Annotated in this window: 12 protein-coding genes and 1 riboswitch; of the genes, 11 read left to right on the top strand and 1 reads right to left on the bottom strand. The window is 42.1% G+C overall.

Annotation, left to right across the window (positions count from 1 at the left end; genetic code table 11):
* Positions 1 to 157: 157 nt before the first annotated feature.
* The 10 genes from IQ229_RS00490 to arsH all read left to right on the top strand — a co-directional run bounded on the left by IQ229_RS00490 (position 158) and on the right by arsH (position 10,248).
* Positions 158 to 1,204, top strand: a complete 1,047-nt coding sequence (locus IQ229_RS00490) for a sulfonate ABC transporter substrate-binding protein (RefSeq protein ID WP_194040318.1) — start codon at positions 158 to 160, stop codon at positions 1,202 to 1,204.
* 17 nt (positions 1,205 to 1,221) lie between these two features.
* Complete coding sequence (ssuD, locus tag IQ229_RS00495; protein WP_194040320.1) at positions 1,222 to 2,358, top strand: FMNH2-dependent alkanesulfonate monooxygenase; 1,137 nt, start codon at positions 1,222 to 1,224, stop codon at positions 2,356 to 2,358.
* 396 nt (positions 2,359 to 2,754) lie between these two features.
* Positions 2,755 to 2,838: riboswitch (adenosylcobalamin-variant (AdoCbl-variant) riboswitch) on the top strand.
* A 1-nt stretch (position 2,839) separates the two neighbouring features.
* Positions 2,840 to 4,549, top strand: a complete 1,710-nt coding sequence (cobG, locus tag IQ229_RS00500; RefSeq protein ID WP_409339880.1) for a precorrin-3B synthase — start codon at positions 2,840 to 2,842, stop codon at positions 4,547 to 4,549.
* 138 nt (positions 4,550 to 4,687) lie between these two features.
* Entirely contained in the window at positions 4,688 to 5,314 is a 627-nt protein-coding gene (locus IQ229_RS00505) for a precorrin-8X methylmutase (protein WP_194040322.1), read from the top strand.
* A gap of 2 nt (positions 5,315 to 5,316) precedes the next feature.
* Positions 5,317 to 6,021: a precorrin-2 C(20)-methyltransferase gene (locus IQ229_RS00510; RefSeq protein ID WP_194040324.1), complete on the top strand. Its 705-nt coding sequence runs from the start codon at positions 5,317 to 5,319 to the stop codon at positions 6,019 to 6,021.
* Positions 6,022 to 6,102: 81 nt separating this feature from the next.
* A complete protein-coding gene (locus IQ229_RS00515; protein ID WP_194040326.1) occupies positions 6,103 to 6,429 on the top strand; it encodes an ArsR/SmtB family transcription factor in 327 nt (108 codons plus the stop codon).
* A gap of 119 nt (positions 6,430 to 6,548) precedes the next feature.
* Positions 6,549 to 7,613 (top strand): PstS family phosphate ABC transporter substrate-binding protein, encoded by a 1,065-nt coding sequence (locus IQ229_RS00520; protein WP_194040328.1) that lies wholly within the window; start codon positions 6,549 to 6,551, stop codon positions 7,611 to 7,613.
* A 29-nt stretch (positions 7,614 to 7,642) separates the two neighbouring features.
* A complete protein-coding gene (arsB, locus tag IQ229_RS00525) occupies positions 7,643 to 8,794 on the top strand; it encodes an ACR3 family arsenite efflux transporter (protein WP_194040330.1) in 1,152 nt (383 codons plus the stop codon).
* A gap of 170 nt (positions 8,795 to 8,964) precedes the next feature.
* Positions 8,965 to 9,378: an arsenate reductase, glutathione/glutaredoxin type gene (gene arsC, locus IQ229_RS00530; RefSeq protein WP_194040332.1), complete on the top strand. Its 414-nt coding sequence runs from the start codon at positions 8,965 to 8,967 to the stop codon at positions 9,376 to 9,378.
* A gap of 204 nt (positions 9,379 to 9,582) precedes the next feature.
* A complete protein-coding gene (arsH, locus tag IQ229_RS00535; protein WP_194040334.1) occupies positions 9,583 to 10,248 on the top strand; it encodes an arsenical resistance protein ArsH in 666 nt (221 codons plus the stop codon).
* A 62-nt stretch (positions 10,249 to 10,310) separates the two neighbouring features.
* Here arsH and IQ229_RS00540 read toward each other — a convergent pair whose 3' ends face one another.
* Positions 10,311 to 10,997, bottom strand: a complete 687-nt coding sequence (locus tag IQ229_RS00540) for a PHP domain-containing protein (RefSeq protein WP_194040336.1) — start codon at positions 10,995 to 10,997, stop codon at positions 10,311 to 10,313.
* 696 nt (positions 10,998 to 11,693) lie between these two features.
* On the opposite strand from IQ229_RS00540, the gene IQ229_RS00545 reads away from it, so the two are divergent.
* On the top strand, positions 11,694 to 14,197 hold a 2,504-nt coding region (locus tag IQ229_RS00545; protein WP_194040338.1), incomplete at its 3' end, for an NACHT domain-containing protein.

The raw sequence follows: 14,197 nt of genomic DNA on the forward strand, positions 1-14,197 counted from the left end.
GTCTGAGACTGGGAACGAGACAATATCTAAAAGCTTTTTCTAGGCTGGCTTTGACGTTAAGTTGACACCAATAATCTGTGCGCCTTTACGACTGAAGATAGGCAAATATTAGCCAAATAAGTCCAAAAGCAAATAAAAAAAACAAAGTATCACGTCCATGATTCCTGCCTTAAAACAACTACGAGTTAAGATTTTCCAACGTTTTTCACTATTCCTTTTACCTGGATTATTAACAATCTCAACAACCTTAATCAGTTGCTCAGTCCAAACCCCAAATTCAGAAAATCAAACCAGTGATTTGAAAACCAAAGTTGTCCGAATGGGATATCAAAGTTATGGGGATATTTTCAGACTTAAAGGATTGATCGAAAAACGTCTCAAGCCTTTAGGTATTTCTGTGGAATGGGCGCAATTTGCCGCCGGGCCACAACTGATGGAAGCGATGAATGTGGGCAGGGTTGATATTGGCTCTGTAGGCGAGACTCCCCCGATATTTGCCCAAGCGGCTGGTACATCTTTAGTTTATGTTGCTAGTAATAAACCCAGTACTGGTAAAGGAAGCGCAATTATCGTCCAAAATAATTCACCGATTCAGACTTTAGCCGATCTTAAAGGGAAAAAAGTAGTTTTTCAAAAGGGTTCTGCTTCCCATTACTTATTAATAAAAGCTTTAGAAGAGGCTGGTTTAAAATATAGTGATATTCAAGCTATTAGTCTCCCTCCTTCAGAAGCTCGTGATGCTTTTATTCAAGGCAAAATAGATGCCTGGGTAACTTGGGATCCTTATTTAGCCGTGACCCAAAAAAAGGCCAATGCTCGTGTTTTGCGAGATGCTAGTGGCATTTCTACTCAGGGCGGATATTACATGGCTGCGCGGAAATTTGCCACAGAAAATCCGAAATTAGTACGATTAGTTCTTGAGGAGATAGATAACACAGGTCAATGGAGTGAGAAAAACCGAGCAGAAGTTGTAAAACTGACTATTCCTCACCTCAAAATTGATGAAGATATTTTAACAACAATGGTTGGAAGGCGAACTTACGGGTTAAGACCAATTACACCCGAAATCATGGAAAAACAACAGAAGATTGCAGATTTGTTTGCTAAAGAAAAAGTGATTCCTAAACCCATCAATGTTAAGGAAGCGATGCTGAATAGCGAACAATATGCAGCGATAACACCGGAAACCATTAGCCAGAAATAGCATCAGGAAATAAGAAAATGGAAGTTTTTTGGTATTTGCCGACACAGGGAGATGAGCGTTATTTAGGTACTACAATCGGCAGGCGACCAGCCACTTATCCCTATATGCAGCAAATCGCCCAAGCTGTTGATAAATTGGGCTATGGCGGGATGTTGATTGGTACTGGACAAAAACAAGATACTTGGATTGTAGCTACTTCATTAATTTCAGTTACAGAACGCTTGCGATTTCTTGTAGCCTTTCGTCCGGCAATTATGTCGCCTTCTTTAGCTGTTAGGATGGCTGCAACTTTTGACCAGATTTCTAATGGTCGAATTATTCTGAATGTTGTCACTGGTGGCGATACAAAAGAACTTGCTAAAGATGGGATTTTCTTAGATCACGATCAGCGTTATGAACTTACAGATGAGTTTTTGACAATTTGGCGATCGCTCATGCAAGGTGAAGAAGTAACCTATAGTGGTCGCCATTTGAAAGTTCAAGAGGCAAAACTCCAATTTCCTCCCGTACAAAAGCCTTATCCCACCTTATATTTTGGCGGTTCTTCAGATGCTGCGCTCCAAATTGCTGCCAAACACATTGATGTGTATTTAACTTGGGGTGAACCACCAGATCGAGTTGCCCAAAAGATTGCAAAGGTACGTCGATTAGCAGCAGAACAAGGTAGAACAGTCCGCTTTGGGATTCGGATGCACGTCATAGTCCGCGAAACTACGCAAAAAGCTTGGGATGCGGCCAATGAACTGATTCAGTATGTCGATGATGAAACCATAGCAACTGCACATCAGCAGTTTGCTCAATCGGAATCAGAAGGACAACGCCGTATGGCTCAACTGCATAATGGTAATCGCAAAAACCTAGAAATTAGCCCCAACTTATGGGCAGGTGTTGGCTTAGTGCGTGGAGGTGCTGGGACTGCCTTAGTTGGAGATCCAGACACAGTTGCAGCGCGGATGCTGGAATATGCCGATTTAGGAATTGATACCTTCGTTTTCTCAGGTTATCCTCATCTTGAAGAAGCTTATCGAGTTGCGGAATTACTGTTTCCCAGGTTGCCGTTACAAACTCCAGGCATCGCATTACCGCAGCAGGTTGCAAGTACATTCAGTGAATTTGTTACCAAAACGGATTTACTCAAACCCCAGCCTGTGTAAGCAATTCAAAATTCAAAAAACTAGTAGGGGCGCAAGACCTTGCGCCCCTACGTTCGCGGAACGTTCCGCAGGGATGGGATATTTTTTCACTGGAAATCCCTTATTTTGCGTGCCTCTGCACCAATAAAACAAACATTTCCACTCCAATACTTTTCAGTTAAGGGGGAAAGGGAAAGGGTTTGAATTAACCTTTCTCCCAGACCAAAAAAGAGATTGTTGGGTTTATCCGAAAAGTATTGGTTTCCACCCTTGCTTCCAGGGATACTACCAATTGCTCGAAAATTGCTGTAACACGGTAGTGGATAAGCTCAGTTAAAATTTCTGGCTATAGTAATGTAAGATAATTATCTGGATGATGTCTGGTTGAAATCTATAACCTAAACAAAATCTAAATTACTGGGAGTTGGGAAACTCCGGTGAAATTCCGGGACTGTGCCGCAGCTGTGATGGGATGACCCAAGTCAGAATGCCAACTCTCAGGATGTTTTCAAGACATACTCACCGTCTACTCCCTGCGTTGCACGGGGAAGGAGTTCTAAGTTTGGTTTCTGGATTTGCCACTTGTCCTGGCTTGTTTTATACTACTCCCGCCGCAGATGGTATATTATCTCGCGTTAGAATACCAGGTGGAATTATTAGTAGTCAGCAGTGCCGTGCGATCGCAGATATAGCAGAACAGCACGGTGGCGGTTATATAGATGTAACTAATCGGGCTAACCTGCAAGTTCGTGAAATCCGCACGGGGATAAATGCTGAGGTTCTGAAGTACCTGCAAAATATGGGATTGGGTTCTGAAAATACTGTTGTAGACCAAATCCGCAATATTATGACCAGTCCAACTGCTGGTATCGATCCCCAAGAATTAATCGATACTCGCCCTTTTGTCCAAAGTTGGGATGATTATATTGCTGCACATCCGGCGCTTTCGGGACTGTCGGCAAAATTTAGCGTTTGCTTTGATGGTGGTGGGATAATTCAGGTGTGCGATCGCTTGAATGATATCGCCTTTGCAGCTGTCTTAGTTAACGATAATATTTATTTTCGCCTCTATCTCAGTGTCGGCGAGAAGGGCCAACCGCCCAGCGATACGGGAATTTTGTTATCACCAGAGGAATGTTTGCCCGTCTTAGCAGCTTTGGCGGATGTCTATCTAGCTTATAGTCATACTACGAGTAAGCGGCGGCTACGTTTGAGAGAGTTACTGAATACTTTGGGTTGTGAAAATTATCTCCAAGAAGTTGAGCAGCGTTTATCTTTCCGTCTTTTATGCAGTGAAATCAGAAAAGACCTACTCCCCGACCAAGACAAGCTACGGTGCATAGACAAGTCTTTCTCACCCCCTCTAACTCCCCGATGCCTTGGGGGAGAACCGGGAACCGAATATTTCCCCCCTTTGCAAGGGGGGATTAAGGAAGGTAAATCCAGGGTTTGCGCTTCATTACCAAGATGTGTGTACACCGTAGTCAAAGGCAAGGGAGAGAAATATCAGCATATTGGCATCCATCCCCAACGTCAGCAAGGCTTATTTTACATTGGTGTTGTCTTGCCCCTTGGCCGATTGGAAAGTAGACAGATACGCGGTTTAGCAGATTTAGCAGCAAAATACGGTAGTGGAACTCTCAGGCTAACCCCTTGGCAAAATTTCCTCCTTACAGATATTCCTCAGCAATTGGTTGCTGATGTCCAAAGCGAAATTGCTTTATTAGGATTAGATTCCTCTGCAACCAATATCAAGGGTGGATTAGTTGCCTGTTCGGGAAAAAAAGGTTGCGTCGTTTCTGCCACTGACACTAAAAGTCATGCATTGGCATTAGCAGATTATCTTGAAACTCGCGTTACTCTCGATTACCCAGTTAATATCCACTTCACTGGCTGCGAAAAATCTTGTGCCCAGCACAGCAAAAGTGATATTACTCTCCTCGGTGTCAGCATTGAAGCTGAAAATAGAACTGTGGAAGGCTATCACGTTTATGTTGGTGACAGTAATTATAAATTCGGACGCGAACTATATCAATATGTAACTTTTGCCGAACTACCTGCATTAATAGAGCGGATGCTATATGTATATAAAATTCAACGCTTAAATTCTGATGAGTCCTTTGGAGAATTTGCTAATGGATATCCAATAGCACAATTACAGCAGTTATTTAATAAACACTTAGAAAATGGAACCACAGATAAATACAGATAATTGATTCCTCCCTTTCTCTGACTCTGCGTTCTCTGTGCCTCTGCGGTTAATCAAATTAGGTATTCTTCTATTAAAAAAGAAGTATCTATACTAACTAACAAATCAATCCAAAATTTAAAATCTAAAATCCAAAATTGAATGTCCGACTATATCCGAGATGCCAACGAAATTTACCGTAATTCTTTTGCAATTATCCGGTCAGAAGCGAACCTAGATGTGCTACCACCAGATGTAGCAAAAGTCACTGTACGTCTCATTCATGCCTGTGGGATGACGGATATTGTCACTGACTTGGGATATTCACCAACAGCAGTACAATCCGCAAGAGCAGCACTGGCAGCAGGAGCGCCAATTCTGTGCGATTGCCGAATGGTTGCCGATGGCGTTACCAGACGGCGGTTGTCTGCAAACAATCAAGTTATCTGTACCCTCAACGAGCCGGAAGTGCCAGAACTTGCCCAGCGTATGGGTACTACAAGGTCGGCGGCAGCTCTAGAATTATGGCGATCGCACCTGGAAGGCTCAGTGATCGCAATTGGTAATGCGCCCACAGCCCTGTTCCGGCTGTTAGAAATACTCGATGAAGGAGCTAACAAACCTGCGATTATCTTAGGCTTTCCAGTGGGGTTTGTCGGTGCAGCGGAATCAAAAGCCGCACTGGCAGCAGACAGCAGAAATGTACCATTTTTAACCTTACACGGTCGGCGCGGTGGAAGTGCGATCGCGGCAGCAGCAGTTAACGCCCTGGCAACGGAGGAAGAATGAATATGCAAACCAAAGGTCGTCTTTATGGAATTGGTGTCGGCCCAGGCGATCCAGAACTATTGACTCTGAAAGCGCTGCGGCTATTACGTGCGGCTCCTGTGGTAGCCTATCAATCAGCCACAGATAAAGAAAGTATCGCTAGAGCGATCGTGGCGCAGTATCTTCCTGGCAATCAAATCGAGGTACTATTTCACCTCCCCCGCGCTTTGGAACCAGAAAAGGCCAAGTCTATTTATGACAACGAAATTCAACCAATCGCCGACCATTTAGCAGCCGGTCGAGATGTCGTGGTGCTATGCGAGGGCGATCCATTTTTCTATGGTTCCTTCATGTACCTGTTCACGCGGTTATGCGACCAATACGAAACAGAAGTTGTCCCTGGAGTTTCCTCGCTGATGGCTTGTCCGGTAGCCTTGGGTGTACCTTTCACCTACTATACTGATATCCTCACCGTCCTACCCGCCCCATTGCCAGCAGAAGAACTGACTACACATCTGCTGATGACCGACGCAGCCGCAATTATGAAACTAGGTCGTCACTTTACCAAAGTACGAGATATCCTGCATAAATTAGGGCTAGCGTCACGAGCAAGATACATTGAGCGGGCATCAACATCACAGCAACGCATCATCCCCCTAGATGAAGTCGATCCAGCCGAAGTACCCTATTTCTCAATGATTGTGATTCCCACCAAGAATCGACTATAGACTGACCTTTTCTTTTTAGTTAAGGTATTGTTTAACTGATGATTGAGACTTTACCATAAAGAAATACTTCAAGAAAAGTTGATGGTTTCTAATAGCACCTTCACTCCTGATACGATCGCTGCTGGCTTTCATGCCCTGTCTGACCCCCTACGGATTAAAGTATTAGAACTTCTGCGCTCTCAAGAACTATGCGTATGTGACCTGTGCGACCATCTGGGAACCACTCAGTCTAAACTGTCTTTTCACCTCAAAACTCTGAAAGAAGCGGGTTTAGTTCGCGCTCGTCAAGAAGGGCGCTGGATTTATTACAGCCTCAATCTACCGCAGTTTGCTGTCTTAGAGCAGTATTTAGCAGAATTCCGCCGCTTTAGCCCCATATTACCTATTCGTCCCCCCTGCGAGACTTAAAAATCCATCAATTTTTTTTGTAATGCTTTGTTTACTTATAGTTCTATACGGATTGACAAATCAATTTTTTTTGAAATGATAGAGATATACTCTTGATATAACTCACAGGGGTGGGGTCAATGAACACAGCAGCAAAGGAATTGGCTCTCGCACTAGGAATGTTGGCTTTGACGACCAGTTGTACAGCAGCATCCAACACTTCTACTCAAACTCAGAATTCACCTTCTGTAACTCAGGTAAGAGATTCTGGTAAGGCTGCAACAGCAACAATTAAAATTGATGGTTCCAGCACGGTCTATCCCATTACACAGGCGATTGCTAAAGACTATCAAGCTAACCCAAAGAATCAAGTGCAGGTTGCAGTTAACATTTCTGGTACTACTGGCGGATTTGAAAAATTCTGTGCCGGAGAAACAGATATTAGCAACGCTTCCCGACCGATTTTGGAGGCAGAGATGGAAGCTTGTAAGAAAAATGGTGTGGCGTATATGGAGTTTCCTATTGCTTTTGATGCGTTAACGGTCGCCGTTAATCCGCAAAACGATTGGGCAAAAGACATCACAGTAGCAGAATTGAAAAAGATTTGGGAACCGGAGGCTCAAGGGAAAATTACTCGTTGGAACCAAGTACGTGCATCTTGGCCAGATCGCCCAATGAATTTGTATGGTGCTGGTAAAAAGTCTGGTACTTTTGACTACTTTACAGAAGCGGCTGTAGGTAAAACTAGAGCCAGCCGCAATGACTATACAGCGAGTGAAGATGATGAAGTATTGGTGGATGGCATCAGCAAAGATCCAAATGCTTTAGGTTACTTTGGCTATGCCTATTACGAGAAACACCAAGATAAGTTAAAAGCGCTGGCAATTGATAGCGGCAAAGGTGCAGTACTGCCATCACGTCAAACTGTAGAGAAAGTTCAGTATCAGCCCCTTGCTCGACCTTTGTTTATCTACGTTAATTTTCGGGATAACCAAAACAAAAAATTAGTAAACAAATTTGTCGAATTTTACATAGATAAAGCCCCAACAATAGCAAGTACTGTGGGTTATATACCTTTACCAGATGATAGCAAACGCCTCAATTACGTTCACTTGTATCAAGACAAAGTGGGAACAGTATTTGAAGGAGAAGCAGAAATGAACTTGACAATTGGTGAGTTATTACGAAAAGAAGCTAAGTTTTAGCGATTTCTTTTATTTTTAGGTTTATTTCAATGAGTCAGAATTCACAAGGTAGTACAGCCCGGATACAAGCAGGAAGCAACCTAAGTTTTTTTGAAAAATATCTCACCGTTTGGGTATTTTTGTGTATCTTTGTCGGAATTGCACTAGGTAGATTGTTTCCAGGGATAGCGGTAGCTCTTGATGCAATGAGTGTGTATCAAGTGTCTATTCCCATCGCAGTATGTTTGTTTTTCATGATGTATCCAATCATGGTGAAGATTGACTTCACACAAGCAGCAAATGCTATCCGCGCCCCAAAACCTGTTGTTCTCACCTTGATAGTGAACTGGTTGATTAAACCATTCACAATGGTAATATTTGCTCAGTTTTTCTTAGGATGGTTATTTCGTCCTTTGATTACCGGAACTGAGCTCATTGGTGGTAGTGAAGTAACACTGGCAAATTCTTATATTGCTGGTACCATCTTACTAGGAATTGCTCCTTGTACAGCAATGGTACTGTTGTGGGGATATCTTTCCTATGGCAACCAGGGACACACCTTAATAATGGTGGCAGTAAATTCTCTGGCGATGCTATTCTTATACGCACCATTAGGTAGATGGTTATTAGCGGCGAATAATTTAACCGTGCCTTGGCAAACTATTGTTTTGTCAGTAGTAATTTATGTTGGTTTTCCCTTAGTGGCAGGAATGTACAGCCGTTACTGGATTTTTAAATACAAAGGTACAGAGTGGTTTGAAAGACGATTTTTAAAGTATCTGACTCCAGTTTCAATTACTGCTCTATTGCTAACATTGGTATTGCTATTTGCATTCAAGGGTGAATTAATTGTTAAAAATCCCTTGCATATCTTGTTAATTGCCGTACCACTTTTTATCCAAACTAATTTCATTTTCTTGATTAGTTATGTAGCAGCATTGAAGATGAATTTATCCTACGAAGATGCCGCACCCGCAGCATTAATTGGAGCAAGCAATCATTTTGAAGTTGCTATTGCCACTGCTGTGATGCTATTTGGCTTAAATTCAGGTGCAGCACTGGCTACAGTGGTAGGGGTTTTAATTGAAGTGCCAGTGATGTTGATGCTGGTTGAGTTTTGTAAGCGCACAGCAGCTTGGTTTCCACGGGAACCGGAAAAAGCTACATTGCAAGATCCGCGCTGTTTTGGTGTCTTAAAATGATCGCAATCTTTAGATTAAAAGATCGTGTAATCAAAGTAATACCTGATTTTCATTGATAGAACTGCTTCTAAGCACAGTACGGCAAAAATGTGATCACGAATTACAAATTTTTCGTAACATCTGAATCTCGCAGCTTATAAATTTAACGACATTATTAGGGGAATCGAACCATGAAACGAGTGATGTTTGTTTGCAAAAAGAATTCTGCGCGTTCTCAAATGGCAGAAGGCTTTGCCAAAACCCTTGGTAAGGGAAAAATTGAAGTGATTAGCTCTGGTTTAGAAGCAAGCCAGGTTAGACCAGAGGCGATCACAACTATGAAAGAAATTGGTATCGACATTACCGATCAACACTCCAAACCCCTGAGTGATTTTCAAGCGCAAGACTTTGATGTAGTAATTTCTTTGTGTGGCTGTGGGGTGAATTTGCCGCCAGAGTGGGTTGTGCGAGAAGTATTTGAAGATTGGCAGTTAGACGATCCAGCAGAACAACCAGAAATTTTTCCGAGAGTCCGCGATGAGATTAAAGAACGGGTGACTCAATTGATTGAGTCTGTGAATCAAGAATTTACAACTGTTCGATAAATATTACTTGTAGCACTGGGATTACACTAAGGCTCGAACCAATGGAGCAAGAAACAATTCAACCAATTTCAGAGAACCTCTACCAATTCGTAATTCGTAATTCGTAATTGAAAAATTCAGATTGTATCTAGGTTTTCAGGTTTGAATCTGTTGGCGAATTTTAGAGAATTGGTATTACTTCTTGGAAATCCCTAAGCAATTACCATGACGACATTTGACCATCCCCCCAGAATTTTATTTTTGTATGGCTCCCTGCGTGAGCGTTCCTATAGCCGCCTTTTGGCAGAGGAAGCCGCACGCATCATTGAAGAACTTGGCGCAGAGGTAAAGTTTTTCGATCCACGCGAACTGCCGATTTATGGCAGCGTACCTGACACCCACCCGAAGGTGCAGGAGTTACGTCAATTAAGCTTGTGGTCAGAAGGTCAGGTTTGGTCTAGTCCAGAGTTGCACGGTCAGATTTCTGGCATTATGAAAAACCAAATTGACTGGATTCCGCTTAGTATTGGAGCCGTTCGCCCGACTCAAGGGAGAACTTTAGCTGTCATGCAAGTAAGTGGTGGTTCACAGTCTTTTAACGCTGTCAACACATTAAGAATTCTTGGACGCTGGATGCGGATGTTCACAATCCCCAATCAATCGTCAGTCGCTAAAGCATACGAGGAGTTTAACGAAGACGGCACTATGAAATATTCGCCCTACCGCGATCGCGTTGTCGATGTGATGGAAGAACTTTACAAATTTACCTTGCTATTGCGTGACAAAGTTGATTATCTCACAGACCGCTACAGTGAACGTAAGGAAAAAGCTGCCAAAGAGACAATTATCATAGCCTCTCAATCTCTTGAAATTAACTCTAAAAAAAATTGACTATAAAAAAAGATAACCTCCTGGCAGATTGAACCAGGAGATTTAAAAAAATTGATTCATCTTTACAAGCGTTGTAGCAGACTCAAACCGTGACTATCAGTACCACAGGTATTGAAAAGAAAGTATTCATCAGCCAACTTTTGTATTTGTTCTGATTCCAATACGCTCGGTTTCCAGGGATTAGGGTTATTGTAGGCGTAGAAAGTTTCCACACCATCAATGCCCTTTTCGGACGCAGCTGGAATTAAGTCAAAAAGCGATCGCTTGTAACGAGCTGGATGAGCCAGAACTGCCAATCCCCCGGCTTCATGAATAGCGGCAATCACGTTACTTGCCTGATATTCTTGCCCTGTAGTCGGCCTTCTTTGCAGATAGGGTTTCATACTAGGGTGTTCCGTTGCAAAAGCGTAAGCCAAAATGTGAACTTCTATATTCAAAAGGTTGGCATTGATTTCCACGCCACTCCACAGGTGAGGAGTGGTTGCATGAGGATTATTCCACTTCCAATCTTCTAACCAAGCAAGGGCCGCTTGATAGCCGATAATACCATGATGATCGGTGATGGCTAACCCTTTTAACCCAATAGCGATCGCCTGCTCCATCAATGCACTAGGCTGCAATCTACCATCCGAGTAGACAGTGTGCATATGAAAGTTGAATAACTTTGGACAACTATGTGCATCAATGTTACGGAATACTTGCTTTAAAAGTTCTGCCGAAGTTGTAGTACGGGTCAAATTTACAGCCATAACCCCCTCTGAAGAAAAACATATTTTTTTAACACACCAAAATGCCACATCTCTGGATGAGAAACAACTAACACTAAAAATTAGTATCGGCTGCTACTTTCTCAGCTTTCTCAGCAAATTTTTCAATATGTTAAGACTACGTTAGCAAATCTTAACCTCAGTGGTCATGCGTGATTCGCACTACTTTATTATTAAGTAGTAGTAAATATTACATCCAAATTTTCATCAATGCGCTTATAGCATCTGTGCTAAATGACCTATAAAATAAAGGTTGAGTAGGGTAATTATCTCTAATAAGCCGGAAATGCAAATTAGTTTTGTGTGTAAAAAATATTATTTTTCTCTGTAATTACAGCTTTTTCCTAACCAAAATGACTTTAGCATAGGCGTAGCCCAACCCAGGCATCGCTCAATCTAATTACATACAAGTATTAAGCGGAGCCTTTGAACCTCAACATTGAGCCTTTGAGACTGACAGTTGAGCTTTTTAGCCTCAGTGTTGAGCCTTTTATCCTCAACGTAGAGTCTTTGAGGCTGAGGATTAAGCCTTTTATCCTCAATGTTGAGCCTTTGAGGCTGAAATTAGAAATATATCTAGATAAATTGTTAAATTTACTACTGGTTTTCAGGAAAAATCTGATAAAACCTTATTGAAATATACGAACTCAGCACATCTACCAGCGTCATACAACAGCTATGAGCAATACCTCTGGATTTTCAGTTAGCAAACCTGTTGCATTATGGAATAAACCCATTAACGCTGACTTTAAAGAACTATTCAAATCATTAGGAAAAGGTGTGATAAATGGGGTTTTAGGCCAGTGGGGAGAAGTAGCCAAAGATGCTGTAGAAGCTACATCAGCACTAGGTTTAGGATCAGCACCAGAGGAAGTTGCTTGGTTACTAATTTACCGTTCTTTGGTAGAAGCAATAGTGAGTTTGATAAAAGGAAATCAAGAGTTACTGTTTGAAAAACCAAACGAGAGTGATTTTGAGGAATTGTGCGATCGCCTCAACCATTCTCTAGAAAGTATAGAATTGCGTATTGACCAAGATTTTTTTCGCCGTCCCAAAGATTTGCCGATTCTGGAAGCGATTAAAACTGCTTTTGCCGACTGGTTCAAATATTTTAGCGTCAATCAAGCCCAGGCACTAACAATTAGTCATCGTCTTCCTACCTATTTTGTGTATGCCCTACATGAAGAGTGGGCAAAACATCCCGAAAAATATGCTTGTTTAAAAGAAGAACTCGATACCCCCTTTACTCAAGCCAATGAACGGGAACAGTCATGGCAGCGTTATTTAGCTTGGCTACAAAAACAGGTTGAAGAACCGATGCTTTTAGAAGCTTTTGGTTTAAAACAGGTTTATGTTCCTTTACACGCCTACTATAAGCAGAAAGTTGGGGGTGAGAAAGAAGAAGAATTTGAACGCCGGGTAAGAGAAGATGAGAAATATCAGCGAATTGTTCTTGACTTAGAAACTGAACTAGAAGCTTGGTTAGACAAAAGCGATCGTAATGATGCCATTAGAGTAATTAGTGGTGGCCCAGGAAGTGGTAAATCTTCCTTTGCCAAAATCTTTGCAGCTAACCAAGCAGAAAAAGGTAAAGTTCCGGTTTTATTTATACCTTTGCACCATTTTGAACCCTCAGATGACTTAGTTGATGCAGTTGGTAAGTTTGTCCGAGACGATGGCTTTCTCAGACATAATCCGCTAGATAAAGATAAGGCTGATTCACGCTTACTCATTATCTTCGATGGTTTAGATGAGCTTGCCATGCAGGGCAAAATTGCCACTGAGACTGCTCAACAATTTGTGCGTGAAGTCCAAAGAAAAGTAGAGCGGTTTAATGGGCGTGAAACTTGCTTACAAGTATTAATCGGCGGTCGAGAATTGGTAGTGCAAGCAAATAGTAGCGATTTTCGCCAACCACAGCAAATCTTGCATATCTTGCCATATTTCGTGACTGAAGATGAGAGGGAAAATTACATTGATGATCAAAACTTGTTGCAGCAAGATCAACGTCAGATTTGGTGGCAGAAATACGGCAATGCTAGCGGACGGACTTATGATTGCTTACCAGAAGAGTTAAACCAAGATAACCTGACAGAAATTACTGCCCAACCCTTGCTGAATTACTTGGTAGCATTGAGTTTTGACCAGCAAAAGAAATTTCCTACAGACGGCAACCTGAATGCAATTTATGCAAATTTGCTCACAGCAGTTTATCAGCGCGGTTGGGCTGGTTATCAACATCCGGCTATTCGGGGAATTGAGGAAAAAGACTTTGTTCGCATCCTTGAAGAAATTGCTTTAGCTTCCTGGCATGGGGATGGACGAACAACAACAGTCAGAGAGATTGAGTCCCATTGTGAACACAGTAGTTTAAAGAGTCTTTTAGACAAGTTTCAGGAAAGTGCAAAATTAGGCGTAACTCGTCTTTTGACTGCCTTTTATTTTCGTGAGAGTGGAGTTAAGGAACAGGAAAAAACTTTTGAATTTACTCACAAAAGTTTTGGTGAATATTTGACAGCAAAACGCATCGTGCGAGAAGTTAGACTCATTCATAAAAAGCTGAAGGATCGCCAGGAAGATCCAGATGAAGGATGGGATGAGCGCGAGGCTTTAAAAAGGTGGGCAATTCTCTGCGGTGCATCCCCGATGGATGAATACCTTTTTAAGTTTGTTGCGGATGAAATGCGTTTACAGAATGCATTGGATATTGGCAATTGGCAGCAGACATTATGCCATCTGATTAGTTTTATGTTGCGTCATGGAATGCCGATGGAACGCTTGACTCCCAGACCTGATTTTCAAGAAGAAAATAGACAAGCGCGAAATGCAGAAGAAGCGTTGTTAGCTGTCTTAAATGCTTGCGCTAGAGTGACAGAGACAGTTTCAAAGATTCAATGGCATAGTCCTGAAGCTTTCGGTATCTGGATCTCCCGCTTGCAAGGGCAAAGAATCACTACTTTTGCTGATGTGTTTTGCTTGAATTTCCTAAGTTTTTTGGATTTAGAAGGTTGTGTTTTAGTTTACAAAGACTTTTATAAGGCGAATCTTGAAGGGGCGAATCTTGAAGCGGCATATCTTGAAGAAGCAAATCTTGAACGGGCAAATCTTCAACGGGCGAATCTTCAACGGGCGAATCTTCAACGGGCGAATTTTGCATGGGCGAATCTTGTACAGGCTAATCT

Source organism: Nostoc cf. edaphicum LEGE 07299, from assembly GCF_015207245.1.
In the GTDB taxonomy this organism is placed as follows: domain Bacteria; phylum Cyanobacteriota; class Cyanobacteriia; order Cyanobacteriales; family Nostocaceae; genus Nostoc; species Nostoc edaphicum_B.

Coding starts and splice junctions, on each gene's coding strand:
- IQ229_RS00510 (WP_194040324.1), top strand. CDS start 5,317: ATGCAAACCAAAGGTCGTCTTTATGGAATTGGTGTCGGCCCAGGCGAT.
- IQ229_RS00520 (WP_194040328.1), top strand. CDS start 6,549: ATGAACACAGCAGCAAAGGAATTGGCTCTCGCACTAGGAATGTTGGCT.
- IQ229_RS00515 (WP_194040326.1), top strand. CDS start 6,103: ATGGTTTCTAATAGCACCTTCACTCCTGATACGATCGCTGCTGGCTTT.
- arsB (WP_194040330.1), top strand. CDS start 7,643: ATGAGTCAGAATTCACAAGGTAGTACAGCCCGGATACAAGCAGGAAGC.
- arsC (WP_194040332.1), top strand. CDS start 8,965: ATGAAACGAGTGATGTTTGTTTGCAAAAAGAATTCTGCGCGTTCTCAA.
- IQ229_RS00540 (WP_194040336.1), bottom strand. CDS start 10,997: ATGGCTGTAAATTTGACCCGTACTACAACTTCGGCAGAACTTTTAAAG.
- cobG (WP_409339880.1), top strand. CDS start 2,840: ATGTTTTCAAGACATACTCACCGTCTACTCCCTGCGTTGCACGGGGAA.
- IQ229_RS00490 (WP_194040318.1), top strand. CDS start 158: ATGATTCCTGCCTTAAAACAACTACGAGTTAAGATTTTCCAACGTTTT.
- ssuD (WP_194040320.1), top strand. CDS start 1,222: ATGGAAGTTTTTTGGTATTTGCCGACACAGGGAGATGAGCGTTATTTA.
- arsH (WP_194040334.1), top strand. CDS start 9,583: ATGACGACATTTGACCATCCCCCCAGAATTTTATTTTTGTATGGCTCC.
- IQ229_RS00505 (WP_194040322.1), top strand. CDS start 4,688: ATGTCCGACTATATCCGAGATGCCAACGAAATTTACCGTAATTCTTTT.